The organism is Bacillus cereus group sp. N24 (genome assembly GCF_016483345.1).
GTDB lineage: Bacteria > Bacillota > Bacilli > Bacillales > Bacillaceae_G > Bacillus_A > Bacillus_A toyonensis.
Window position 1 is genome coordinate 59,905 of record NZ_JAEHCA010000020.1, and the last position, 26,432, is coordinate 86,336.

The following is a 26,432-nucleotide window of genomic DNA, read 5'->3' on the forward strand; positions in this document are numbered from 1 at the left end:
TAATAAGGGCGACTTTTAAACCAGTTAGTATTAAAACAAAGGAAACTCAAGAGAAACAAGCATTGATTTATAAAACTGCATTTGATTCTCTATTCTCATCATTAAAGCTTACTTTAAGAGGTGCTACGAAACTATTTCTTCTATGTCCACCTCATCTTGCGGATGCCGATAAGTACTTCAACTTGTTATCGATGCTGCAAAAGGAGAAACCAAGATGGAGTATAGAATGAATGAAATTGCGAAAACAACACTTATGAATAAAAAAGAGCAGAAAGAAATCATACTGGGACTAAGTCTTACTATCTTAGCAAGTATGTTAATTAGTTTGCAATTTGATTTTTAATGCATAGGTGAACGGAAATATAGGATATTAGTTAACAACTTCATATGTATTTGGTTTAGGACTTATAGGTTCATTTGTATTTCATGTCATTACAGAAAAATTTATAATTAACTATTACTCTACAAAATTATTATATACGTGCCACATTCGTTATTAGTATAATCACTTGTATTATGAGAGCCATTTTATACCGTATTAATCAGTCTTATAAATCGTTGGTGTTAATGATAAAAATATTCAGATTATAGAGGGCGCCTTTTCTAATAAACAAAATGGTTGATATAGGTTTATTGGTAATTTAATGCGTTTGTTTTGCGCTAAAAAAAAAGAAACAATCTGTATGAGCTGAACCCGATAGTGATGGGTACTATCTTTTTGCTACTTACGCAAAAAAATTATTTCTGCTAATAATGTATGTATTCCTAGAATAAAGGAGAAAATGTTTCATTAAATGAAATTTTATCTAGAAGGGCCATTAAAATATGCTAAGTCCTGAAAAAATTAGAATTATTAAATCAACAGTACCTATTTTGGAGAAGCACGGAACCGATATTACAACTCGTTTTTATCAATTACTTTTTGAAAGTCATCCAGAACTTCTTAATATCTTTAATCATGCAAACCAAAGAAAAGGAAGACAACAAACAGCACTAGCAAATGCAGTATATGCTGCTGCGGTACATATTGAAAACCTAGGAGAAATTTTGAATGAAGTCAAACTCATCGCTCACAAACATAGAAGTTTAGGAATTAAAACCGAGCATTATCTAATTGTAGGAGAAAATTTATTGACAGCGATAAAAGATGTGTTAGGTGATGCTGCAACTGATGCGATTCTTAACGCATGGAAAGAGGCATATCAAGTTATCGCGGACGCTTTTATTAATATTGAAACAGATCTTTATAAGCAAGCTAAGGAACAACCCGGGGGCTGGAATGATTTTAGAAGTTTTGTTGTTGATAGAAAAATAAAGGAAAGCAATGTAATAACATCATTCTACTTAAAACCTGAAGATGGTAAAGAAATTGCACAATTTAATCCTGGACAATACATAAGTGTGAAAATTGAAATGCCTAATGAGAAGTACACCCAAATTCGAGAATACAGTTTATCAGATTCTCCGGGGAAAGAGTATTATCGCATTAGCGTTAAACGTGAGGAGAAAATGAATTCTAATCCAGCTGGTATGGTTTCAAATCAACTGCATGATAACATACAAGAGGGTGATGTAATTCAAATAAGTGCACCTGCAGGTGTTTTCACATTAACTAATGATAGTGAGTTACCTATAGTACTCATAAGTGGTGGAGTCGGAATTACTCCATTAATGAGTATGGTAAATACATTAGTCGATACAAAGTCTAAACGTGAAATTTATTTTATTCATGCAGCCATAAATAGCAAATATCATGCCTTTAGAGAGCATGTAAAAAATTTATCTTCTCAGCACACTAATATCAAATTTTTAATATGTTATGAAAAACCTACGGAATTGGATAAAGAAAACAAAAACTACGATAAAGAAGGATACATTAATTTAGAATGGCTTCAATCTATTTTCCCTACAAATAAAGCTAGCTTTTATTTTTGTGGACCAATTTCATTTATGAAAGAAATTTATGGTGCTTTGAAGCAATGGAACGTACCAGAGGAAAGCATTCATTATGAGTTTTTTGGACCTTCAGGAAAACTAGAAGTGGATGTTGATTTTGATTTTGATCCTACACTTTAATCATTAAGAGGGTATATAGTGTAGGAAGAAAATTGAAATTACATACAGGGGAGAGCGCTACACATTCATTAAGTTAAGGAATTAATCGTTCTCCAAAATGAAAGAAATAAGTCGAACTCTTACGTATAACTGTGAAAAGTTATATGTAAGAGTTGTGGTTGGCTTAAAATCTTCATATGTTGGGCATGTATGATGATCCCTATAAAATAAAGAACCGGTACATACCGGTTCTTTATTTTATAGACTGGATGGGATTAGGAGTAAGAGTAAGGAATTTGAATTACATCCATAGCTAAGATTTCTTTAGGTGTTATGAGTGTAATTGTAAAGATCCTAAGCATTCATAGTATGAACGATCTTAAATTATAAGAAAGGACTGACTATATTGTACAAAATATTGTTTGAAAAAGTTACAAATAATAAAGTAGTCAATTGTATTAACTGTTCTGTGTAATATAACAATGAATAAGCAACAGATTGGGTTCTGGTGCAAAATACAGTACATATATTCCCAACGGACTCATATCTTATGTTGTAAGTCTAAACAATTGATGAATGAATTCTTTTGATTTTGGAAAGACTGATTCTGTAAATCAATCTGTTCTTATTTCATCCTATGTGTGGCTTCTATCCTAGCAAGAATAGATAGCTGAGTCAAAGTATTTGAAACCTAGCATAGAACGGATTCGTTTCTTTATAAAGCGAGGATCTTGTTCTATTATGCTATTCAAGTACTTTTTTGTCTAAGTCGCATACTATTAGGTATACTATTTTTTAACCCTTCAATTTATATAGGGTAAGTTGGATTTCTATCGACTGTTATAACACGAGGATTTGAAACGTGAAAAAATCGCAAAACTTTCTTTAAAAAACGCTTTGCAGTCTTATGATCTCTTATTTTGCTTAAGGAAAAATTGATTGTGTTTACTTTCGGATCAACAACACGATATAGGTACATCCATTGATTTTTTACTTTGATATATATTTCATCGACTCTCCAAGAGTCATTCGTTTGTTTGAGGTAAAGTCGGATCCGTTTGTCCAATTCAGGACCATATTGATGAAACCAACGTCCAGTTGAGAGAATTATATCAGACTGATAGTGATTCTATTTTAACAAATTTTTCTTTTCCATATCAATCACACACCTTTTTAGAGCAATAGTATCAGTATGTCTAAGATTTAGAGATTACTTGCAATTGCCTTAAAGTTTTTGTACCAAAACCATTTTTTGAGATTGTGAAATTTAACAATTTTGTAAATAAATTTATACGTTAGAGCTATCCTTAAAGAGAGATGGCTCTTTTCTTGTATATATTGTCTCTTACTAGCGGAATCTAAATCAATACTTGTTGAAAAAAGTTAGGTGGGAATTTTATTAAAGCTGGAGGGTTACTTATTTGAGTTTATAAAGAAAATTAGGAAAGGTTAGACTTACCAAACGATTTAACGTTTATAGAGGTTGCCCTTGCCTTTAGTTTTACACGTTGTGCTGCTATTTTTTATATGGGTTAACAGAAAGAAGATAATGTTTAAAAATATTTAGTTAGTACCCTTCAATGTAAAGAAACATATAAAGAAGTAACTATTGTTCAAACAGTATTGAATCGTTTTAATTCTATCGCAGAATTCGGTATGAAGACAAAATTTTAGGGTAGTATAAATGAGATTTTAGCAGGAGACACATTAATATTAATTGATAATATTAAAACTGCTGATAGAACTTTGGAGAAAAAAGTTTAAAACCCTCAGCAACAGAAAATTTAATATGTGAACTAAGAGTTGGATTAAATGAGGATATTAATTTAAACAAAATATTAATCCGCCGTAGTTTGTGTAATCCAAAGTTGAGATTTCAATCTTACATTGTGGGAAAACGGCTATTTTAGTGGATGAATCACCATTTGCGCTTATTGTGCCACTCGTATTTGTTGATATTTTTCAATCTGTAGAAGGTCATTATGAAGGTTGGGGAATAGGAATATTATTGAAAATTTCACACAAGGGTTTAGGTATTATTGCTACCCTATTATCTGTCATGTATGTAGCACTTGTATCAGTACTATTAAGGGCAGCTTATTCTATTGTGATAGCGAGAGAAGGGATTCCATTTCCCTCATATATCGAAACATTAATGATGACATTCACAATGAAGGTTAATATGAGAAGCTGGGGTAAAACTCCCAAAACGTATGAGGCAAACAAAGAGTATTGTAGGTGGTCTTGTAATTGGAGAAGCAGCGGTGAATGTAGGGAGTGTAAATACGTTTTTTGTTAGCGTTATTACAGTTCCTGTAATTGCTACTTTTTCACTTCCCGTATATAGCATTACAATTACGTTCCATATTATATTTTTTTAACGCCTTTACTGGTTTTTATTGTATATAAAGTAGATTGGGGGAATGTTGAAAATGAAATACCTTCCTAAAATTGTAATAGTTATGCTCTTGGCTGGATCTATCGGCGGTTGCTCTGAATTAGCAGAAATAGAAGAAAGAGGGTTTGTAGTAGGTGCTGCTTACGATATTGTGAAGAAAAAGCAATCGGATCCAATTATGAAAGGGACGTATCAGGTGGTACTCCCTCAGGCAACGCAACAAGGGGGAAAAGGTGGTGGAGATAGTAATAATTATATTAATGTGAGTGCAAAAGCAGATAGCGTATTTGAACAGATACGAATTATCGCTAAAAAGGTTAGTCGTGCATTATTTTTTCCACATATAAAAGTAATCATTTTTTCTGAAGAATTACTCTCGCATCCATATATTTTACAAAATACGCTAGATGTATATATTCGCGACCATGAAATGAGAAGAAATATCCGTCTATTTGTTTCTGAGAAAAATGCAGAAGCTATTTTGAAACAAAGTGCAAAACCTGAAAATTTACCGGCGCAGTATATTGATATGCTAGCTAAACACTCTCCGAAAAATGCTCAAATGGTTGAGGCAGTAAGAATAAGTGATGTGGAGGAAAAGATAATCACAAAACGAAGTTTTGTATTACCTATCTTAAGGCTAACAAAACAAGGGATACAAATGGAAGGGGCTGCGTTGTTTCGTGGGAAGGATAACAAGTATGTTGGAATGTTAAGCGGAGAACAAACAATGGGAATTAATTATATACTAAGTAGAAAAATTGAAGGTTTTTTTACTATACGTAAAAAGAATCAACTTATTACATATGAAATTCATAAGCTACACCGAAAAATAAAGGTAGTTACTGAAAATACTATAAAACCAAAATTTAATATTCATTTATTTTTGAAAGGCACATTGGCTGAGTTGCACTTTAGTGATTATAAAAAGGTTCTGAATGAAAAGCGTTTAGAGGAGGATATTTCGGAGGAAATTGAGAAACGCATCCAAAAATCAATTAAGCTTGTTCAAAAAAAATATAAGATAGATGTATTAGAATTAGGAGAAGTGTATAAGCGGCATAATTATAAAGAGTGGAAAAAAATTAGTAAGAATTGGGATCACGGTAAAAATTATTTTAGTGATGCTGAAATTACTGTTCATGTTCATCCAACCATTGAACATTCAGGTTCAGCTTTACCGAAGAGAGTGAAATAAGGTAATTTGAGTCGTTAAAGGATTAGAAATTAATTGCAAGATATTAATGGCGGTTTTGTTAGGTATTATAAACTTTATTTTCATAGCTTCGATTGCTTCATCTACATTACCTTTATCAACTACATAAATCATATATCGGTTTATAGAGGGTGAACAAGCCTTTACATTATTTCCTCCAATTCAATCTTCTTATTCGGATAATGTTCCCGTAATAATCAAAGAGTTTACTGAATGAAATGTATTTTCTTGGGTTAATTAAGCCTTTTTAGTAAGTTCTGAAATATTAAGTGGAACTAAATTTTAAAATTTAACATTATTAACAAAACAACTTGAATTAAAAAATGATTAAAAAAACAATATCAATTAAAAATATTTTTCTTTAATCATAGAAATATTCAAGTTCTTTATAAATTGCTTCAGTCATACTTTTCATCGATTTTTAAATTTGAATTTTAGAATTGGATGTTTTTTTCTTTCTTGTTTTTTAGTTAAACAATGCATTTCGTTACTTTACGTGGACTCACAGTCTATTGTACAAGGTGTCACCATACATGCCTATAAACTTAAGAAATTAATTGTTTTTCGAAACAAAAAATGACCTAAACATTCATGGATAACTGTTGTAGTAATGCGAAATTTTTGTTTTAGGGATTTCTTAAAATATTAGCGTGATGGACATGTGGTACAATTTTTTATTATACATCTCTAAATTTTAGAGAATGTTCACAGCTGTAATTTTGCAGGTTGAAATAGCAAACCTAACGATTGTAGTTGGATTTATAGGTAAAGTACATAGAACCATACCAAGACCTGTTTGTTCCACGTTAAAATCTGCTGCAGTAGAACCAATAAGCGTATCTAGCAATTCCCTAATTGGTCGTTCGCGACAATCATATTCGCAACCTAAATCTACAGGTGGAAGTAATGTTATAGGTGGTCCAGGCGGTAAAAAACCTACCCCTGTTACATCAGAAATATTGACTACAAAGGATGTGGTCCCATCTGTAACTGTAACTAAAAAATCATTTACGGAAGTAATAGTAAATAAAAACAAAAGTGGGGGAACGTTTGGTGCGCCTGCAATAGTACCAAGAATCACTGTTTCCCCAATAAGTTGTTGTAAAATATTTTGTATAGGTTAAAACACAGTAATCACAAAGACAACCTCCTGTTAGGTGGTGGAATTGTAGAGTCAATTAAATTTGGATTCAATGCATTAGACTGAAGTATTTCGTTTTTATCAAACATATAACTACCTCCTACGGGTATACTTTATTATAGGAATATATACAGTTACCTTACATAAGATTTATTTATCATTATATAATATACCATTACTATTGTGTGCTTTGTTTTGTGAGGATCCAATGACAGTATTTTTGTATTATATAGTAGGGGTACCACCAGTATTTTGGAAAAAACCCACGCTAAGCAAAGAATAAAAGGAGCTGTCTATTTAGACAGCTCCTTTACATAATTTTCGTTATCGGAAGTAAAAGCAAACCCTTCCCTACATGTGACTCTGGGTTTTTCTTTTTTTATATTGATTTCTTAGTCATTTATATATTTGATAACTGCCATTTCTTTACCGAATCTGTCACCATTATCAACAAAACCTAAGCTTGAATACAAATAATGGGCTCCTTTATTTTCTGGATGATAACCCACTACTATTTTTTTTGCATTTGGTAATTTAGCAATTTCTTCAATCATTAAGTTAGTTGCTGCTTTTCCTATACCATTACCTTGGAATTTCTTATCAATCATGATTCTATATACCCAATACCCATCAAGTTCTTCCATTTCAGAATTAAACATTAAAAATCCTACCACTTTTTCTTCGCAATAAATTGCATAAGGTTTTAAAGTTGGTTCGAATTTTGATTGAGCTATTGAAATAGCATTTGGTTCAATATATTCTGCTTGTCCATCGGATAATTCTAATTCACAACATTCATACCAGTTTTCTGCATTTAATTCTACAAGTTTTACAGCGGTTTTAATCATAAAATTTCCCCTTTTACCGTTAGTTGTCTTTAAATTTAAAATTTTTAGACCTTTTTATTGTATCATGTTTTTCCATCAAGTTATTCTTATAATTAAATTTCCTTTATTTTGGGATAGGTAATGTTTTTTAAGTGAATACACTATTCATATATAATTAACATAACGTCCTATTATCGGTAGCAAGAAAAAAGTGGATTCCTTGTAAGAACAGGGATCTGTCTTTTTCTTTTTTTATAACTCTATTTCTTTTTTTATACATCCCTAACCTGGCATGGATTTTAAAGTTTCCTTTTGTTACTGGATTAACCGGAAAACTGTATAAAATCTTGCATGCTCTTAGCGTGGTTTTTTTACGAAATGCTGGTGTTACCCCCATAGATACTTCCTTTATATAATTAACATTTTATCATAAGTAAATATTATTATTAAAATAGTAAATATGTATTTTACTTATTTTTAATTTACCCTTAAAGTAAAGGAAACACTATAGATAGAGTGTCCCTGTTTATATAACTTCAACATTGGTTTTTGATCATGCAGAAGTAGGAGCACAACGGAAGATCCAGGATTTATGTATTCACGTCTGGGGAATCCAAATGTAAGAGAACTGGAATCTGGAAAATCCAATTAGATAAAGAAGGTGTAAAAATGCTAAACCCATTGGCTTTAGAATTAAATCATGTCATTGAAGAACGGAATAAACCAGTATATGAAATGTTTTCAATGTTAGGAAAATCCTTGTATTTCCCCAAAGGGATTGTCAGCCAAGCTGGAGAGGCAAGGGGGAAAGCGGACCGATTCAATGCAACAATCGGGATGGCTTCAGAGGGTGGACAACCCATGTATATAGATGTGATTCATAAAAACCTTGCCTCATATAATCCGAAAGACCTGTATCCGTATGCACCACCCGCGGGAAAACAGGAGCTACGTGAGGTTTGGAGAAAAAAGCTTCTAAAGGATAATCCTTCTCTTGAAGGAAAGGAATTTGGTACCCCGATTGTGACGAATGGGCTGACCCATGGCTTGAGTATCGTATCCGACCTGTTTGTGGAAAAAGGCGATTCGATTATACTGCCAGATAAATATTGGGATAACTATCATATACTTTTCAACATCCGCCACGACTGTGGGACCGTGACCTATCCTTTATTTACGAAAACAAACAAATTTAATCTAGAGGGTATGCTGAAGGCCCTTTTATCCTGCAAAAATAGTAAAGCGATTCTTGTGCTTAATTTTCCGAATAATCCTACCGGGTATACTCCTACGGTGAAAGAGGCAGAAGGAATTCTTGATGCCATCAAGCAGGCAGCGGATCTTGGGGTTAATATTGTTGCTGTTATGGATGATGCTTATTTTGGATTATATTACGAAGATTCAATCAAGGAATCTATATTTGCTCGTTTAGTAGGATTACACCCGAACGTCCTCCCAATTAAAATTGATGGGGCAACGAAAGAGGAGTATGCTTGGGGTTTTCGTGTTGGGTTTCTCACATTTGGAATTCAGGATCCTCTGGTTTTAGAAGCGTTGGAGAAAAAGACGATGGGTTCTATTCGAAGTACCATCTCATGTAGCCCACACCTTTCCCAAACAATCATTTTGGATGCCTTGTTACATCCTGAATTTGAAATACAGCGCAAGGAGAGAAATAAAGTAATGGAAGACAGAGCCAGACGAGTCAAAGAGATCTTAGCTGAAGGGAAATATGCGGATGAATTTGAACCTTATCCATTCAACTCAGGATATTTCGTATGCCTTCGCATAAAACATTCTGATGCTGAAACACTAAGGATCCACTTGCTCAATCAGTACGGAGTGGGTACCATCTCCCTTGCCAAGACAGACCTTCGGATTGCATTTTCCTGTGTGGAATTAAAGGATCTAGACCGCCTTTTTGAACTTATCTATCAGTCTTGTAAAGAATTGAATCAATGTTATATAAAGCTATGATATTTCAGAAGTTTTTCCTGAAGCATACCTCGTTGGAGAAGGAAATAATTGATTTTTGGTTTGAGACCATATTTTAGTTATTCCATTATAGGGGGGCGCCACATCGCTATCAAGCTAATAAAAAGAAATACCCCCTAAAATGAAAAAAACGCTATTCTTTCTGTAGAATCATAGGAAAGGATGGCGTTTTTTATGTCTGTTTCTGTGTCTAACGAATTACAACTATTTGCTCAAGAGATTCAAAGTGCCCTATTTCCAAATGCCTTACGGGATCTTGCTAGAGATGTTGGCTTTGTATAACGAACCAGTAAATACCAAACAAAAGAGTTAGTCGCTTTCTGTGTATGGGTGCCATAGCTTCTTTAACTCAGTCATCTAGCTGTTTAGAAGCATCAACAGAAGTACTCATCAGCCCTGAGGGCTTGAATCAACGATTTAATAAAGCGGCTGTTCAATTTTTACAACACCTATTAGCTGAACTACTAAACCAAAAACTTACCTCATCTATGCCAATTTTTTAACCATATATTTCTGTTTTCAAGCGTATTCGTATTTTAGATTCAACTGCATTTCAACTTCCGGATATATTTCCATCAATTTATCCTGGTGCGGGAGGATGCAGCAATACAGATTGAGTATCATTTATTAAGTGGACAATTCCTTCATATTCATACAGGCCCAGGTAAAAAACATGATTGAACCTACGGTTCCCTGTGTGCCCCAATTGTAACAGCAAATGATTTATGTATCCGAGATTTAAATTATTTTCATTTGACAGATCCTCAACATATACAAGATAAAAAGGCTTATTATATCTCACGTATCAAATCGAATACACGTATTTATCAAAAAAATCCAAACCCTGATTATTTTCAAGATGGCAGAATTAAGAAGGGTGCAAAGTATATCCATATAGATATGGAGGTTTTAATGAACTCTCTTCAGCCAGGACAAACGTATGAAATATCCGACGCTTATGTAAGAATGATTGATAAAGTGCCAGCTCGTGTAATTGTTCATCGATTAACAAAACAACAGCAACGATTACACGATCAAACGGTAAGAGAAAAAAAGAAAGGAATGAAGTATTCTGCTCGTAATAAACGACTTAGCGGTATCAATATCTATAGGGGTATTCTTTACGTTGGCAAATCGAGATTTTATTTAGAACATGGAAATCATTCTTTCATATTCATCATTGTAAAAAGATAAAACGAGAACGATTGGAATGCCATTTGTATGGGCAACTGATTGCCATTCTACGCTGTTCTTCTACCATGTTTCAAATGTGGCAATTACTTCTTATGAAAAAGAAACGAGAACTGAGTGAATATAAGGTCATATATATGATTAAAGATTACTTTTTTCTTTTTTTCCAATCGATACAAAAAGGCATCCAAGAGTTATCAAAGGTGTTACTTCGCCTGTTCAACCTCCTACAGCAAAACGGGAGAAAATCTCATCGATATGAGAAGAAAACAGTCTTTGATATATTAGGTGTCATTTACAATTGTACCATGTTTGATAATCAAGCGGCTTAAATCAAAAAATTGAAACCCATTAGGGTTTATTTCGTATGCAAATCTTTAAATTCCCTACACGTAGCTTTTAAAAAAAGAAACAACTTCTACTATTCCGGCATAGATAGAATAAAGCATCCAAAAATCTTCTGGAACATTTGCATCAAAATATCCTACAATTTGTCCGATTGAAAATGGAATACTTAGTTCTCTTTGCAATAAGGCTACTTTTACAAAGTCATGAATTGGGTCTCCCCAATCGAAATTATTAAAATCAATTACACCAGCAAATTTTTTATTTTTTACGATAATATTTCCTAGATGAAAATCATCATGTTGAAATTGATTAGGACGTTTTTTTATATACTGTTTGTTTTTCTCAATGAAATTAATAATTTTTTCATCATTTTTAATCTTTATCCCACAAGCTTTGTAAGCTTCTAGGGATCTATAATGCTTTTTCATCGCCCGGTCATACCAATACTTGAAAACTTTGAAGATATACAAAAAAGGTGACTTTTTAAGACTGGAAATCACCTTTTTAATTAATCTTGTTTCATTAAAGCACCTGTTAATTCATGAATAGCTTATTTTAGTCAATGTCATTATCATTTTCTTGTTCAATTTTTAAGATTTTACCGTTCTTTGCGAGTATCTCTACCTCAAATATCATACCTTGTGGTGTCAAAATGAATACCTCATAAACTAAAACGCCATTTTCTAAATCCATATCCACATGCATAACTTTCCCAGGTACTCTTTGGAGGGCTATTTCTTGAGCTTGTTGCATTGTAATTCTCTGTCTATACATAGGTACTGAGTTGCTATAAAGAAAATCTTGATACATTGAAAAATTCCTCCTCATAAAAATCAACTGATTTATCTATATACACTTGACAGGCTCTAGGTTCCTAAACTATATTATTTTATTAATGTAAGTAGACATCTTCACAATTTCAATAGAGTAAAATCTATTGGTACAAAATTAAATTACCATTAAATGAGAATTTAATAATATCTCATAAAACTTGTGTCAAAATGCTTATTATTGCAAATCTACATTTTCGAAATGCTATCCAAAATCATGTGTTTTAAATAAATCAAAGACTTCTTGAGACATATTTGGAAAATGTGATAGAATTTTTCAAATCAGTTTGTGGAGATATTGATCTTACTTATTGACCAAAAATATATATCGCATGATACGTCTACCATCTGAAATATTTTAAATGTAGATAACGAACATGTATAAAGAAATAAGATTACCTCGAAATAGAAAAGAAGGCACCATATTTTTATTGACAGTATCGATTATATCAGTGAACACGTTTGCCTCAATTATTATTGGATTAGAACATGGTTTTAGTAACGCTAAAAAATATGTTGTTTCAATGAAAGGCGATGAAAATTTATTTAAATCATTATTAAAGCATTTAAACGAGTAGGTGATAAATAAGATGGCAACATTGTTAGAAGAAAGTATTGGGGCATTAGGCATAAATGTAAAAATTTAAAAGAACGAAAAGAGAAAAAATATTAAATAGCTTAAAAAATGGTTTTCCAATTACATTTTGGGGATAAGATCGATTGAAATATATCCCAGGGTTATACTGATATATATAATATTAATGAAATAGAACGGTATCTGTATAATAGGTGGAATTTATACTCTAAACCAGTTTACATTATTTAGAACGAAACATCATTGCCAATTATCAAAACTAGTTTACAACAGTAAGTTTTGATACACGGATATTTCCTTCAGCTGTAGGATATATTATTGAATACTATCATGAAGATGAAAGATCTTTAATAGAAATAAATAAGTAAATAAAAAGGTAGAAATTTAAATACCCTACGTTTTTTGTAATAGTATTTATTTCTATTTGTATAGAAATAAATGTTTCATACATGATTTTCGCTTTGCTTTTTTAATTGGATAATCATAAAAACAACCTAGCAAATCCACTGGGGTGCTTTGTTAAGCTTAGTCTTAATATTTGTATTAAGTATTTCACCTTACACCTAAAGATGAAATCCGATAGGGTTTATTTCACATTCTCTACACTTAACCCTTAGAAAAAACAACCTGTACTATAATTGACGATGTATGAGCTTAGCTTGATAGTGATATGGCGATACCCCTTCTGCAATTCCATTGCATATGGTGAGTAACTTTCAGTCTCACATTATTTATTATTTTCTTCATTGAATACATTTTTATATAAGATTACTAACTTTACTTTAAAATGTGAACAATTTGTTTCAAAACTACTATATTACTTGTGCAACTTTTTAGGAAACAATAATATAGGTGTGTGACTTTTTAATTATATGTAATTTTAATAATGTGAAATGTATTTATACTAAAAAGGAGTAGTTTACAAATTATATTATTAATGTTCAAAGAAGTAGGTGAATTCTAACTGTATAAACAGGTACAAAATTAATAATGGCATATTACATTCACTATGTATTTTTTGTTTATTATTTATCCATGGTAGATACAAGAAGTGAGAGGATAAAGACTTAATATACTTAATAAGCAACATTTCTATAGTGAATATATATAATAATAATTGGAATTAATCAGGAGGTAAGTTAGAATGTTTTTAGCTCTACGTGAATTAAAACAATCCAAATTGAGATATGGATTAATAGGACTAATAATGGTGTTATTATCATTTCTAGTTCTTGTGATTTCTGGGCTAGCAAAAGGTCTAGAATATAATACGGTCTCTTCCATCCAAAATATGGATGCTAAAAAATTTGTATTAGCAGATGATAATGATGAAGAAATTTCATTACTACGTTCGCAAATTAAGAAAGACCTTGCGGATGAAGTAGTAAAACAAGTAGGAGCGAAGGATGCTGTCCCATTTCATATAAAAGTATCAACATATGAAAAAAAGGGTAGCTCAAAAAAAGTCGATATTGCAATCTTTTCAAGTGAACGCAATACATTCTTAGAACCAAAAATAGTAAAAGGAGCTACAATAGGAACAGCGCAAAATGAAATAGTTGTCGATGAATCAATTAAAGCAAAAGGAATTGATATTGGAGATACAATTATTGATCCAGTTTCTAAAAAAGAGTTTAAAATCGTTGGTCTAGTAAATGGAGAAAAATTCAGTCACATGCCTGTTGTGTATATGAATCAAGATGTATTAAGAGAAATTGCTCAGCCAAATCTAAAAGATTATAATGCAATTGCACTACGTACTGATAAGGACGTAAAGGATGCACACGTAGTAGATAAAGAAAAGGTTCTCCTAAGTGTTCCTGGTCATAAGGAGCAACAAAATACATTAACAATGATTATCGCATTCTTACTTATAATTGCATCGCTTTTAATTGGTGTATTTTACTATGTAATTACTTTACAAAAAACACAGCAGATAGGAGTATTAAAGGCAATTGGAACAAGAAATTCATATTTAGCGGGTAGTTTACTTATTCAAGCAGTATTCTTGTCGGTTGGCGCAATAGCTATAAGTAGTTTACTTGTAACAATTTTACAAGGTATATTACCAGAAAATATGCCGTTTTTCTTAACAGCGACAATGATTGCTCAATATGCAGGGATTTTTGTTGTAATAAGTATTCTTGGGACACTCATTTCTTTATATCAAGTATTAAAGATTGATGCATTAGAAGCAATTGGAGGTGGTATGTAATGACTACGTTACTAAAATTAGATAAAATAAAGAAAGTATATAAAGAAGGAAGTACAGAAGTGACCGCTCTACATCCAATTACACTTGATGTAAAGGTTGGAGAATTTATAGGCGTTGTTGGACCATCTGGATCTGGAAAAAGTACACTATTATCAATAGCAGGGGCGCTATTATCACCATCGGAAGGTAATATTTATATTCGCGAGAAAAACATTACCCATCTATCAGAAAAAGAAATGACAGATATACGATTAAATAAGATAGGATTTGTTTTTCAATTTGCGAATTTAGTACCATATTTAAATGTAAAAGAACAATTACTCTACATTGCTAAATTAAAGAAAGAAGACAAAAATGAATCTGAGATCCGAGCGAATCATTTAATATCAATATTTGGACTTTCTAAAAGAAAACAGCATTACCCACATCAATTATCTGGTGGGGAACGACAAAGAGTAGCTATAGCACGTGCTTTTATGAATAATCCAGATTTAATATTAGCAGATGAACCAACAGCAAGCCTTGATTCAATACGTGGACGGAAAGTTGTTGAGATGATTAAACAAACAGTAAAAGAAAATGAAAAAGCTGCAATTATGATAACACATGATGAAAGTATGTTAGGTTTATGTGATCGTATTTTAACTCTCAGAGATGGAAAATTAGTGTATTAAAATGGTTAATCTGATAGTATATTTGGTTTGTGTATTTTGAACCCTTAGTAAAGGTAATAAATTGATTAGTAAGATATAAATAAAAAAGCTAAACTAAAAATTTAAATTTTTTTATCTTAAAGCAATGATAGGAATAGGGTTTTTCATATTTTTCTACATTAAAACCATATATTAAATATAAAACATATGGTTTTAATCGAATTTCATTTTAAGTCCATACCTAATCGGTTTCTCCAAAAAATTCATTACTATATGTAAATAGATTTATTACATTTTTTCTAATTTCTCATTTTCGGGAAATCGGCAAAATAACAAGCGTAAGTTTGTTATTTCCTACATGTGTGAATTCGAATCGAAATTAATAATTATATAAAGACTAATGAATATAATTGTTATTGTCTAACATAGGCATTCCGGATTTTAAAGGTATCTCCAGATTTTATCTGATGCATAATATCTTCAAGGTTAAATAAAACATATAAGAATAAGCTTTTTAACTATTCCGCCCCGATAGAATTTTGGGAAGAAGTAAAAAAAGATGAATTACCTGCTAAAGTGAAAGAAAAAGAGACTACCCATCATCCAAGTGTTTGATAAATTACAATTATTGTAGGAATCTATAGATTTAAATTATGTATTTTTTATATAATAAAATTAATTTTTTATTAATATATACTTAACTAGGAAGAATAAGAGTTCGCAATGTAAAATTGCTAAACTCCTATTCTTTATTTTTTCCTATTCTTCCTAAACTATCTTTAATAGTTGTTTCTCCAAGTTGGGTGTATAACAAAGCTGTATCTTGACTGGTATGCCCAAGTTGCTGCATCACTTGTAACGAATCTTTTTCTTCCATATATAATTTATTTGCTAATGTATGTCTTAATTTATGAGGAGACATTCTTTTCCCATATGCCTTTGTATATTTTTCTACTATATCTTGGATAGCTCTAACTGAAAGAGGCTGTGCAGTATGTTTATACTTGGATAAAAATACATTTTTCAATTCTTTTCCTGGAACATATTTGTTATCTCTAATTTCCATATATTTTTCAAGGTCATTCAATGCAATGGGGGTAATCCATACTGAATCTTCTTTATTTCCTTTTCGTATTACATCGATTAATCTTTCTTTTATATTTATATCTTCCATACGAAGGGCGGCCAATTCACTTACACGAACACCACTTCCAAGAAAAAGAGAAAGGATAGCTACATCACGATTTTTGTCTCTTAAAAAATAGAACAATTGATGTTTTGTTAAAGATTTTTCATGTTCATACTTTACGTAATCCAAAAATTCTTGATCGTCATCATTATGAAATATTTTAGACCTCATACGTTTTGCACGTGCATTTAATGTTTCTTTATCTTTATGTATTTCAATCTTAGCCATTACATTTCTATAAAAATAACATTCTCCATCTTCATTCTCTGATAGGGAGGTAAGATACTTAAATAATGATTTTAAGGCTGAAATTTTTCTGTTAACAGAGGAATTCTGCATGTTTTGTTGTAGTTTTAAAAATCTCATAAAATTTTCAACATCTTTTTTCTTTAAATTTTCCAAATCAGAGAAGGATATGTCTTTAATGGGTTTCAATTCAATAATTTGTTCAGATAATAACCAATTAAAGAAGACTCTAAAATCATATACATAATTCAGTAGGGTGGAGGGAGAGGCATCATGCAATTCTTTGTACTCCACAAATTCTTCTATGTAAAAGGGCATTTCATTTAGATTTTCGTATAATTTCTTACGATGTACGGATTTTTGACGTTGCTTGCTGTAATCCATAAAAATCACCTCATATATACTATAACAGAAAAAATACACGAACACAAGTTCGCGTAAAATTCAATTTTTACACATACTTGTTTACATAATTAAATTATAGTTTCTAGGATATACCTGAAATTGAATAGGGATAGTGTAATCATTCTATTGAAAATGATAGATAACCAAATGATAAATTAAAATTACATTATAATACTAGTAGAAAAATCATATGTGAATATAGATAAAATAAAGGATTTTTCACACTAAAATCAATATGTGGAAACAGTTTAAAAGTTGTTATCAAATATGAATTGATTATTTTAATCATGATTATGAGGAGTTAATTAGATCAACATAAGAAAAAATTTTATAAATTAAAATGTAATTTACTATAAAAATTATTAATGAGTAACTCAGCATTTAATAATTTCTATATAAAGTATGAATTGTCTGGGCACATATCAATACACTAAGATTAATGCAATTGAGCTCAAACCTCCTAAATACTGTATTAGAGTTTTATTTAACTTTATTATTGTTCGTAAAATCGGGATTTCGCGCGAAGTTATAAGGTGTTTATTTTCCCCCTTTTTTATAATTCTTTTATGTTCATCCAACAAAATGCATCATGCACCTTTCATCCGTATGAATATCTTTTAGTTACAGATACATTCACCTATACATTTTAATATTGATTACAGAATTTACGATACGGGAAATTCCACGAACCTATATGGTCTGTTGTGGGAGTGGTGATGGCACACCGCAATCTTGCACGTCAGCGATACCAGAAATGGACTTCGCCTTTGGTAACAAGAATCCCACTGATGTTAGTCAGCTGGCCCCTTGTGTCAAATGGTTGCTTATAGGGTATAGCTAGCATATAAATACATGTTAAAAAAATTTCAATGCAATACGGGTAACTTTAACCACTTAAGACTAAATAGGTTGTGCTTTACCCAAAACTTAATTGTTTTTATTTTGAAAGAGAATGTTTCCTATAGTACTGTAAAAAGTATTCTTTATTGTACTTTGTTTATGTGAACATACAGTGATTTTTAATTCTAATACAGATTTTAAAATATAACTTCGCAATTTCCCCTTCCGTCTCAATAAGATAAGAATTCTTTTCATTTTGAGACGGATTTTACTCCTTTTTTCAAATATCTATAATATATCTTATGTAAACCAAATATAAGTAAGTAAATAATTTTTCTTTTTGAATGTGCTTCCTTGTTTTCTATTGTGGTAATCCACACAGATTGTTTCTAGATTATCTATATCTAATACGAGTGTTGAATGATGTTCGAGTTCCTTTATATGATGGATAACGAGTTGCATCTTCCTATGCTTCTGTTGTTTTGCTTTGTATTCATTCATGAAGCTTCCCCCTCCAACTAAGCAATATCAAATGTTAGAATGATAATCCATAAAGGTGTTAAACAAGTGATAAATACTAATGATACAAAACAAGCAGTCTTTTCTATCACATTATTAGATCCCTTCAGTCTATTCATTGGACTTAGAAACGTGGATAAACTTTGACCAATTTTTTAACCAATTTTGTTTTTCAACTCGTGGTTATTCTTGTGCCTTCTATTTTTAGCAAATGGCTTGATAATTGCCTAGATAATTATAAACAACGTAAAAAGCGCTATAACTAACTCCAATAGGTCGCGCTCCCTTCAGGATAACTAACTGGAACGTTGGCATTTTTTGCATACTCAATAAATAGCAAAAAAAGCAAGTCTGCTGGAACAGGCTTGCTTTCTGATAGAGCTCTGACAACTCAAAAACCATTTCTCTATATTATTTAAAAATAGTAATTTATAAAAATTATTGCACTCACTTAATAGAGAAATTAGGTACATTTGGGACAACTAAATCATTTGGCTTATAGTTTTCAGGCAATCCATATTCCTTATTCACTACAGCCTATATACTAGCAAAAGAACTTTCTTTCTCTTTATTCATGGAGTTTTCACGATTTTCATAGTTTGTCCTATTTGGTCCTTTACCAATAGATATGTTGGTGTAAAGAATAAAAATACCTAACACCACAATCATACAAGTGAAGATTCCTACTAATTTAAGTCTCATAATTCATTTCCTTCCTGCCACTCTAAATGTTTCTCATTCATCATACTGCAACCATATCAAATTCATATTAACTTGATGTGAACTTTTGTTCTTAACATATTTTATAACAGAAAGACAGCATATCCTTCTATACGTTGGAAAGGCTTTAGATACGAACACGTAGAAACCAATTCTAGTCGTACATATAGATAAATAATCTAAAAATTTGTATAATAAAATCAGAAGTGTAGCATTCTATTATAGAAAGGTCTTGGTATAATGCTAGGTATTGATGTAAAAAAAACAGAAGAAGAATTAATAATTAAATGGCAATTGGCGAAGGTTACAATCCCTTTACGCGATGTGATTGAGGTTACTGAAGATGCTACCTATGCTGGCGTTGAAGATCCTAGTGCAATCCGTATTGGAGCAGCATATGGGACAACAGACCGTATTTTTATCAAAACGGTAAAACAAAATTATGTACTGTTTACTACGAACAAAGTGTCGATTTTAAGGGCTATTCGTGCTTAAAAAAGGTCATAAAGTGTGAATAAAGCAAAGGAGAGGAGTCATAGAATAGACTCCTCTCCTTTCTTATATTGAAATGAATTTTATGCTCCATATTCACTACAGTATAGCTTTTACAACATAAGAACGTCTCACTGTTTTGATTCTGATTCTGGATATTACTAATCTTATTAAGACCAAATCCACACATCATCATTATTCTGAGTGCTATTGTTTACCTCATGCACTTTTTCGATATGATCAACTGTGTTGTAGTCAATCGAAATGCCGCCCCAGCCTACATACTTCATATCAATTTTGACTTTCTCACCAGTTTTAAATACTTATCCCTTTGTTAGGAACACGTCAATAATATCTTTCTCCCCATTTACCGATGGATACTCCACTACGACATATTGATTAGCACCGTCTCCCTCATCTTCCATCGTTCCTATTTTTGATACTTCTCCGATTACATAATCGGGTGAGCCATTTTCTTTCAAATGCATACCTAATTTGTTTGTCGTATTTTCAACTTCTGTTCTACTTTTCTTTTATTTTAGACGCATCATACCCTTTTGATGTTGCATGATCCTCCACACTCCAAATGCCACGTTTATCTTTTTGCGCTTTCTTTTGCGTCTTCCCCAAATAATCTACATACTTCTTATTAGGCTGATAAATATAGGCAACACGTGCCAATCCCCTTTCCACAAGCATTCGATTTAAGAGTTGTCCCTCGACCCACACGTAGACCACTAATCTTGTAAACTTATCACGTTCCCCTACATCCATTTCTAACTCTACTTCTTTTCCCACTGGTGCATACTTTGCGGTAAATGCTGCTCCTTCTAATCCGAATGGTTGGAGCCCTAGTCTTGGATGATGTACTTCAGGTGTATCAATACATAAAAATCTCACAACTTCTACTTTACCGTTCGCTAACTTCACGCGAAGCGTATCGCCGTCGATATGTTCCAGTATCGTAGCTTTGATGATCCTATTTGCATTTTGTTTCTTACTCTCCCCAGATACTGGCTTCATCACCTGATTGACCAATTCTGGATTCTTCAGTTTACCCGTATCTTCTTCTTTTTTATAGGTACGGACGCTGCCTCATAACTATCCCGTTCAGTTTTATTTTGTTTTGTTTCACTTCCTTTCTGCTGGTCTATCTCCGCTACATTTCTTGTAATGGAAATCCCAGTGTCATCTTTGCTACTAGGGGTACCGACCGCAAAACGCGAATTTTGTACGCTTAGAAGAACATCAATCTATAAAGCAACGAGAGCGTGACTTGTATCTTTGTGACTGTCACGCTCCGTTTTTCTTTTTCTTAAAGCTATTAGTTTAATTAACTATTTTTAATAATTAGGCTGAATATAACCTGATTTTATTCCTTTGGTTACAGCTTCTAACGAGGATGAAACATCCAACTTATCAAATATGTGTTGAATATGGTTTGAAATTGTGCGTTCACTAGCATATAACATAGATGCAATTTCTTTACGCTTATATCCATCACATAGTAATTGTAAGATTTGTTTTTCACTATGGGTCAATTCCTCAACATAGTCCGTGGACATTGGAAAATAGCAAGTACCCTCATTAATCTCAATTAAAATTTGCAATAACTTATCTGGCATAATGTTTTTATTAATAAAACCACTTACACCGATTTTTTGAGCTTCATACCGATAAACAGGCAAATCATAGCCTGTTAATATGACTATTTTCGTGTCACATTTACTATCTAAAATATTTTTTGCTATTCCTAAACCATCTTCACTACTGATGTTACTTAAGTTAATATCTATTAAGGTAATGTCTGGCTTAAACTCATTGATGATTGCAATGACATTTTCAATATTTTGTAATAAGTGTAATGAGTAAAAATGGTCTATTTCAGGATAATCTTCTAAGGCTATCTCCAAACTTTTTGCAAACAAAGCATGGTCATCTATTAATAAAATATTGATAGGAATCATCTCCTCTCATGGGAATAAGAATAGCAACACATAAGCCAGAAGGATTGCACTCTGAAATTGTCATTTTACCGTTTAATAAAAATAGCTGTTCTTTAATCGAATTCAATCCTCTATGGCCATTAAGAGCGCCTGTTTCGGTAGCCATCAGGCCTTTACCATTATCTTTTACTATAAGTTCTATTTCACCATTTTCTTGTGTCAAACTCAAAACTAGCTTTGAACATTCCGAATGTTTGAATGCATTCGTTACCAATTCTTTTAAAATTCGGTATATAACAAGATGATAGGGTTCAACTAAAAATAAATTTTCATTACACTTAAAAGATATATCAATATTTTTCATTCCATATTTTTGCTGTATCATCTCAAGCAAATTGCTATAATTTTCTTTTAATGTGAGTGTTTTTAATAGGGTTGGATGGTACTCTTGCATTTGTACACGTATTGACTGATTTAAGTTTCCCAGCGTTTCTACTATCATTTCATGGATCTCTTCTTTGTTAGATTTATTCATCATATTTTTAACAGCTAATATATCTTGTAATATTTCATCATGTAAATAATCAGAAAAACTACTTTTTAATTTTTCCTCTTTAGTTATCTGTACGAGGTTATGAACGTAAGAGCTCTCTGGCAAGGTTTTTAGTTCTTCTGTATCTGAATTTAAGATAGTATTTTTTGTGTCTTGAAATAATAATATGAAATAAAGCTGAATAAACCAAAAAATTGTATGTATAATGATGAAATAAGTAATCATATTAAATCTAAACAACACCCCAAGCGAACTAATAAAAACAAGAAAACATAAAAATATTAAGCCCATTTTATCTTCTTTTAAGAGAAAATATTGCCTCATAGATATATGGTTTTTAAAAGCTATTGCATGAATACTAAATAATGGTAACAGGATCACTATATACCATCCTAAATTACTTAAATATTCGGGACTCTCTGCAAACACCATAGCATATACACTAAAGGGAAAAATAAGAATAGTAACAGATCTAAGCAAATGCTTCTTTTCGCTTTTGAAGACAAATTTAATTCGTTTTCGATGCTTCAAGAACAGAAAAATAATACAACTAAAACTAAAAATCCATTGACATGAAAATAAAATGGCAAATATTTTATCGTTTATAAAGTTCACAATTAATGTTAATACACATGTAATCTGTAGAATCCAATCTGTTTCTTTTTTATAAGTAAAGTTAGAATCTTGGAAAAAGAACAGGAGCAAAAATTGTACTGTCATATATAGAACCACTACACTGAGTAGCATACTTAGTGTATAAAAAATTTCACTCCCATTAAGCGTTAGCAAAAACTGCCATGAAGTAAAGAGTAGCAAATTAGAAAATTGTGATAGCGTGTTATTTTCTTTTACGTTTACAAAACTGATGTATGCTCCGTAGATGAGCATTATCGTTATAAGCGTTAGTGGAAGTAACTTTGCTGTTCCTACAATATTACTCTGCAAAAATTCATAACATAAAAAAATAATCATACATAGTTGATTAATTAAAATAAAGATTTGTTTTTGTTCATAATACTTTTTCATAAACTCACTTGCCTTTACTAGGTTAAATACAGATAAAGCTGATGTTTGCCTACTATCATCAGCTTTATCTACAAATTTTTACTTTTTATCGTTAAATATTATTTTATAGCATGCTCGTTTTGTTAACAAATAATAAATGATATACACCAGGGTGAAAATAATTACCGCAACAAGAATAGGTAATATAAAGGCACTGCTTTTTCCTAATAAATCGTCCATTAAAGCAGTTTTGTAGGCCAGCAGTGCAAAAATACTATGCGTTAACCCTAATACGTAGGGGATGCTAAATAACGTAAAGACTTCTTTACTTATTATTCTTTTTATATTTTTCCTGTTATACCCCATTCTTTTTAGAATTGTAAACTCATCTTTATTCGACATCATACTTGAAAGGTTATGGAAATAGAGAATGCTACCTGTTGCAATAAAGAAGATGATAGTAACAAAACTAATGAGCAAGAATGTTGAGCTATTTTGTTGAATAATATAGTCTACTTTTTGGTAACTACTTGTAAAATAAATATTATTTTTAAATAGTGGAGCTAAGTTTTCATAAACTTCCTTGTTATCTCTCATATCTGCTCCATTAAAGCTCATCATAGTCTTTCCTGTAAGCCCTAAGATTCTTATTTCTTTGTAAAGTTGGTCCGAAATAATAAGAGTTCCTACACTATTTGCAAATCCGATTGGATTAAGTAATGTAGTCTCTTTTACTTTTATATCCACGTTATTTGTAGGTGTTAAGTTCAGAGTATATATTTTCCCTTTATCTAACTTTTCTTTTTCAGGTCGATATTTTACTAAGATACCTTCATTTTTAGCTAAATTCTTAAACTCTACATTTTTATCCTGAATATTTATTAATTCCTTGTAATCCGACTCGGATATAAGATCAAATCCATGTTCTTTTTTTGCACTATATTCTTTAGGCAAATTGTCAGAAGAGGATGTTGCGTGGATAATAGTCGTTTCTTTATACTTCATATTTTCTTTGCCGACTGTATCTTGCGCGATTTTAATTGCTTTAGTAGCTAATTGCTTATCCTCCACCGGAAACTCAATAGCTGACGGTATGATACGTTCTGTAGCAGCAACAGGGTAGTAGAGAGTCAGTATAGTGGAACAAAATATAGCCAAAGTTCCTGCAGCTAATAAAGTTAACAAAATTAAAGTTTTTGCTTTCGAACGGATTTTAAATATAAAGTTTGGAATGATAATAATATTCGATTCCTTATAAAACCAATTTTTCTTTTTCTTCAATTTTTGAATGGCATATGGTAAAAAAGAATGAATAAAGAAAATTGTTCCTAGTATTACACTTAACATTGTTAAAAGTGCGATTGGTGAAAACCCTATCGTTTTCCAAAATGATTTAGTTCCTCTTGTAATATCAATAGCTAAGAAATACCCAATTAAAATCAAGAATAATCCCAGTAACGAGAAAGCTGTATTGATTTTTACTTTTTTTTCTTCCTTTTTTTCCATACGTACCAAAGTCAATAAGGAACTTTTCCGAAGAATTATCCAGTTTGATAAAAATAAAACAGTCAAAACAGCAAATATAAAAACAAAAGTGAATAGTACCGCATTAGGATTAATAATTGGCACTTCAGAAGTATCAATTTGTAATTTTAGTACTCTGACTATCGCTTCGACAATTCCTTTATGAGCAATAGCACCAAAAGTGATTCCTACAATTAGAGCAGCAAAACAAATAACAATATTTTCAAAGGTTAATAGCTTTACCATGGTTGACTTTCGATACCCCAAGAGCGAATAAATTCCAAGTTCTTTCATTCTTTTTTTCATAAAGAAATTATTGGAATATGACATATAAAATAATACAAATGTCATAACATAGACTGCCACCGTTCTCGACATTGTTTCTACTCTACCATCAGACGAAATCTTTTCCATGATAATATCGTTCATGGAAAAAGAAATAAAGGAGAAAAACACCATCAGCACAAAAGCTACTGAAACAAAATAGAACGAATAGAAGGAAAAGTTATTCTTCAGATTCTTTTTTGCTATTGTTAATAATCCCACGCTCATGTCTTCCTTTCATACACTTAGTTATATCGTTTTTCATCAACTTTAGAGATTTCCTTTAATATCTCTTCAAAAAATTCTTTTCGACCCTGTCCATTGTTTCTTAATTCTTTTATAATACTCCCATCTTTAAATATTAGGATTCTGCTTGAAAAACTTGCTGCATAAGCGTCATGAGTTACCATTAAAATTGTTGTATGAAGTTCCTCATTTACCTCTCTTAATTTTTGAAGTAGCTCTGTTGCAGAGTTTGAATCTAACGCGCCTGTAGGTTCATCTGCAAATAAAATACTTGGCTGTTTCGCAATCGCTCTTGCTGCCGCGACCCTTTGTTTTTGCCCTCCAGATAGTTGACTAGGGTACTTTGATAATTGTTCGAATATCCCGAAACGCCTTGCTAAACTATTTATAGACGATTCAATTTCTCTTGGGGATTTGTGTAACAGAGTAAGTGGCACAGCAATATTTTCCTGCACTGTTAAACTATCGAGTAAAAAATACTCTTGAAAAATAAAGCCTAAATGATCCTTCCTAAAATCCGCAGATTTATTATCATTAAGTGTTTTAATATTGACACCATTTATCAAAACATCTCCATCTGTAGGCGTATCAATGGTTGATAGGATATTTAATAAAGTTGTCTTCCCAGATCCGGACGCCCCCATAATCCCAACAAATTCACCCGATTCAATGTCAAAAGATACTTTATTAAGTCCAGGTAATTGATTTTTGTTGTAAATCTTTGTCACATTTTTTGCAGATACTAATGTATTCATCATATTTACTCCCTTCAATTTATTAATATGTTAAGTTTATTATTCAACATATAAGGAAACATGAGTAAAAAACGCAATCTTCTACTCACACCTTTGTATTGTGCACTACAAACCTGTCCAATTGGTGAAAAAAGTGCCATAAACGACCGTTTATGGTACTTTTCGAGTTCCGTTGAAAAATATACCAAAAGGGGTTCTGTTGCA

Annotated in this window: 15 protein-coding genes and 8 pseudogenes; 9 read left to right on the forward strand and 14 right to left on the reverse strand. The window is 31.7% G+C overall.

The window, feature by feature from the left end; genetic code table 11:
- The first annotated feature begins 214 nt into the window (after window positions 1–214).
- Together JDS95_RS31575 and hmpA are read left to right on the forward strand one after the other, a co-directional pair.
- Entirely contained in the window at window positions 215–343 is a 129-nt protein-coding gene (locus JDS95_RS31575; protein WP_002046637.1) for a hypothetical protein, read from the forward strand.
- Between the two features lie 482 nt (window positions 344–825).
- Window positions 826–2,076, forward strand: a complete 1,251-nt coding sequence (hmpA, locus tag JDS95_RS23215) for an NO-inducible flavohemoprotein (RefSeq protein WP_000950655.1) — start codon at window positions 826–828, stop codon at window positions 2,074–2,076.
- A 527-nt stretch (window positions 2,077–2,603) separates the two neighbouring features.
- Here the strand turns inward: hmpA and JDS95_RS23220 are convergent.
- Window positions 2,604–3,166, reverse strand: a pseudogene (locus tag JDS95_RS23220) (IS6 family transposase).
- Window positions 3,167–3,448: 282 nt separating this feature from the next.
- Between JDS95_RS23220 and JDS95_RS23225 the strand changes: the two are divergent.
- Together JDS95_RS23225 and JDS95_RS23230 are read left to right on the forward strand one after the other, a co-directional pair.
- Window positions 3,449–4,433 (forward strand): annotated as a pseudogene (locus JDS95_RS23225) (spore germination protein); the annotation flags it as partial.
- Between the two features lie 54 nt (window positions 4,434–4,487).
- On the forward strand, window positions 4,488–5,651 hold the full coding sequence (locus JDS95_RS23230; RefSeq protein WP_000876350.1) for a Ger(x)C family spore germination protein: 1,164 nt from the start codon (window positions 4,488–4,490) through the stop codon (window positions 5,649–5,651).
- Window positions 5,652–6,363: 712 nt separating this feature from the next.
- Here JDS95_RS23230 and JDS95_RS23235 read toward each other — a convergent pair.
- A pseudogene (locus tag JDS95_RS23235) lies at window positions 6,364–6,823 on the reverse strand (bclA protein); the annotation flags it as partial.
- 379 nt (window positions 6,824–7,202) lie between these two features.
- On the reverse strand, window positions 7,203–7,658 hold the full coding sequence (locus JDS95_RS23240) for a GNAT family N-acetyltransferase (protein WP_000597921.1): 456 nt from the start codon (window positions 7,656–7,658) through the stop codon (window positions 7,203–7,205).
- A 648-nt stretch (window positions 7,659–8,306) separates the two neighbouring features.
- On the opposite strand from JDS95_RS23240, the gene JDS95_RS23245 reads away from it, so the two are divergent.
- Together JDS95_RS23245 and JDS95_RS23250 are read left to right on the forward strand one after the other, a co-directional pair.
- On the forward strand, window positions 8,307–9,614 hold the full coding sequence (locus JDS95_RS23245) for an aminotransferase class I/II-fold pyridoxal phosphate-dependent enzyme (protein WP_000933937.1): 1,308 nt from the start codon (window positions 8,307–8,309) through the stop codon (window positions 9,612–9,614).
- A 192-nt stretch (window positions 9,615–9,806) separates the two neighbouring features.
- Window positions 9,807–11,155: pseudogene (locus JDS95_RS23250) on the forward strand (IS4 family transposase).
- Window positions 11,156–11,245: 90 nt separating this feature from the next.
- Here JDS95_RS23250 and JDS95_RS23255 read toward each other — a convergent pair.
- Window positions 11,246–11,614 (reverse strand): annotated as a pseudogene (locus JDS95_RS23255) (aminoglycoside phosphotransferase family protein); the annotation flags it as partial.
- Between the two features lie 112 nt (window positions 11,615–11,726).
- Entirely contained in the window at window positions 11,727–11,981 is a 255-nt protein-coding gene (locus JDS95_RS23260) for a PepSY domain-containing protein (protein ID WP_000283995.1), read from the reverse strand.
- Window positions 11,982–13,740: 1,759 nt separating this feature from the next.
- Between JDS95_RS23260 and JDS95_RS23265 the strand changes: the two genes are divergently transcribed.
- Together JDS95_RS23265 and JDS95_RS23270 are read left to right on the forward strand one after the other, a co-directional pair.
- Complete coding sequence (locus tag JDS95_RS23265; protein ID WP_000477725.1) at window positions 13,741–14,811, forward strand: ABC transporter permease; 1,071 nt, start codon at window positions 13,741–13,743, stop codon at window positions 14,809–14,811.
- On the forward strand, window positions 14,811–15,485 hold the full coding sequence (locus JDS95_RS23270; protein ID WP_000209438.1) for an ABC transporter ATP-binding protein: 675 nt from the start codon (window positions 14,811–14,813) through the stop codon (window positions 15,483–15,485). The genes JDS95_RS23265 and JDS95_RS23270 overlap by 1 nt, the downstream gene beginning before the upstream one ends.
- A gap of 721 nt (window positions 15,486–16,206) precedes the next feature.
- Here JDS95_RS23270 and xerS read toward each other — a convergent pair.
- From xerS to JDS95_RS23285, 3 genes and pseudogenes are all read right to left on the reverse strand, one after another.
- Window positions 16,207–17,283 carry a tyrosine recombinase XerS gene (gene xerS, locus JDS95_RS23275; protein ID WP_000386609.1) on the reverse strand — a complete coding sequence of 359 codons (1,077 nt, stop codon included), beginning with the start codon at window positions 17,281–17,283 and terminating at the stop codon, window positions 16,207–16,209.
- A gap of 1,161 nt (window positions 17,284–18,444) precedes the next feature.
- A pseudogene (locus tag JDS95_RS23280) lies at window positions 18,445–18,612 on the reverse strand (HNH endonuclease); the annotation flags it as partial.
- Between the two features lie 516 nt (window positions 18,613–19,128).
- A pseudogene (locus JDS95_RS23285) lies at window positions 19,129–19,365 on the reverse strand (M15 family metallopeptidase); the annotation flags it as partial.
- 258 nt (window positions 19,366–19,623) lie between these two features.
- Between JDS95_RS23285 and JDS95_RS23290 the strand changes: the two are divergent.
- Window positions 19,624–19,878: a SunI/YnzG family protein gene (locus JDS95_RS23290; RefSeq protein WP_000900582.1), complete on the forward strand. Its 255-nt coding sequence runs from the start codon at window positions 19,624–19,626 to the stop codon at window positions 19,876–19,878.
- A 167-nt stretch (window positions 19,879–20,045) separates the two neighbouring features.
- Here JDS95_RS23290 and JDS95_RS23295 read toward each other — a convergent pair.
- The 6 genes and pseudogenes from JDS95_RS23295 to JDS95_RS23320 all read right to left on the reverse strand — a co-directional run.
- Window positions 20,046–20,396: pseudogene (locus JDS95_RS23295) on the reverse strand (hypothetical protein); the annotation flags it as partial.
- A 1-nt stretch (window position 20,397) separates the two neighbouring features.
- The gene (locus JDS95_RS23300) at window positions 20,398–20,913 is read right to left on the reverse strand and encodes a thermonuclease family protein (RefSeq protein ID WP_000248069.1); all 516 of its coding nucleotides are present in this window, start codon (window positions 20,911–20,913) and stop codon (window positions 20,398–20,400) included.
- Between the two features lie 305 nt (window positions 20,914–21,218).
- A complete protein-coding gene (locus JDS95_RS23305; RefSeq protein ID WP_000612314.1) occupies window positions 21,219–21,842 on the reverse strand; it encodes a response regulator transcription factor in 624 nt (207 codons plus the stop codon).
- Window positions 21,811–23,400, reverse strand: a complete 1,590-nt coding sequence (locus JDS95_RS23310; RefSeq protein WP_000761134.1) for an ATP-binding protein — start codon at window positions 23,398–23,400, stop codon at window positions 21,811–21,813. The genes JDS95_RS23305 and JDS95_RS23310 overlap by 32 nt, the downstream gene beginning before the upstream one ends.
- A gap of 78 nt (window positions 23,401–23,478) precedes the next feature.
- Window positions 23,479–25,449 carry an ABC transporter permease gene (locus JDS95_RS23315; RefSeq protein WP_000523772.1) on the reverse strand — a complete coding sequence of 657 codons (1,971 nt, stop codon included), beginning with the start codon at window positions 25,447–25,449 and terminating at the stop codon, window positions 23,479–23,481.
- A gap of 23 nt (window positions 25,450–25,472) precedes the next feature.
- Window positions 25,473–26,228, reverse strand: coding sequence for an ABC transporter ATP-binding protein (locus JDS95_RS23320; RefSeq protein ID WP_001094926.1), 756 nt, complete (start codon window positions 26,226–26,228; stop codon window positions 25,473–25,475).
- Window positions 26,229–26,432: the final 204 nt, after the last annotated feature.

Bases quoted from the DNA above. Each gene is read 5' to 3' on its own strand.
- JDS95_RS23310 (WP_000761134.1), bottom strand. From the start codon at position 23,400: ATGAAAAAGTATTATGAACAAAAACAAATCTTTATTTTAATTAATCAA.
- JDS95_RS23240 (WP_000597921.1), bottom strand. From the start codon at position 7,658: ATGATTAAAACCGCTGTAAAACTTGTAGAATTAAATGCAGAAAACTGG.
- JDS95_RS23290 (WP_000900582.1), top strand. From the start codon at position 19,624: ATGCTAGGTATTGATGTAAAAAAAACAGAAGAAGAATTAATAATTAAA.
- JDS95_RS23305 (WP_000612314.1), bottom strand. From the start codon at position 21,842: ATGATTCCTATCAATATTTTATTAATAGATGACCATGCTTTGTTTGCA.
- JDS95_RS23260 (WP_000283995.1), bottom strand. From the start codon at position 11,981: ATGTATCAAGATTTTCTTTATAGCAACTCAGTACCTATGTATAGACAG.
- JDS95_RS23320 (WP_001094926.1), bottom strand. From the start codon at position 26,228: ATGAATACATTAGTATCTGCAAAAAATGTGACAAAGATTTACAACAAA.
- JDS95_RS23265 (WP_000477725.1), top strand. From the start codon at position 13,741: ATGTTTTTAGCTCTACGTGAATTAAAACAATCCAAATTGAGATATGGA.
- JDS95_RS23245 (WP_000933937.1), top strand. From the start codon at position 8,307: ATGCTAAACCCATTGGCTTTAGAATTAAATCATGTCATTGAAGAACGG.
- xerS (WP_000386609.1), bottom strand. From the start codon at position 17,283: ATGGATTACAGCAAGCAACGTCAAAAATCCGTACATCGTAAGAAATTA.
- JDS95_RS23230 (WP_000876350.1), top strand. From the start codon at position 4,488: ATGAAATACCTTCCTAAAATTGTAATAGTTATGCTCTTGGCTGGATCT.
- hmpA (WP_000950655.1), top strand. From the start codon at position 826: ATGCTAAGTCCTGAAAAAATTAGAATTATTAAATCAACAGTACCTATT.
- JDS95_RS23270 (WP_000209438.1), top strand. From the start codon at position 14,811: ATGACTACGTTACTAAAATTAGATAAAATAAAGAAAGTATATAAAGAA.
- JDS95_RS31575 (WP_002046637.1), top strand. From the start codon at position 215: ATGGAGTATAGAATGAATGAAATTGCGAAAACAACACTTATGAATAAA.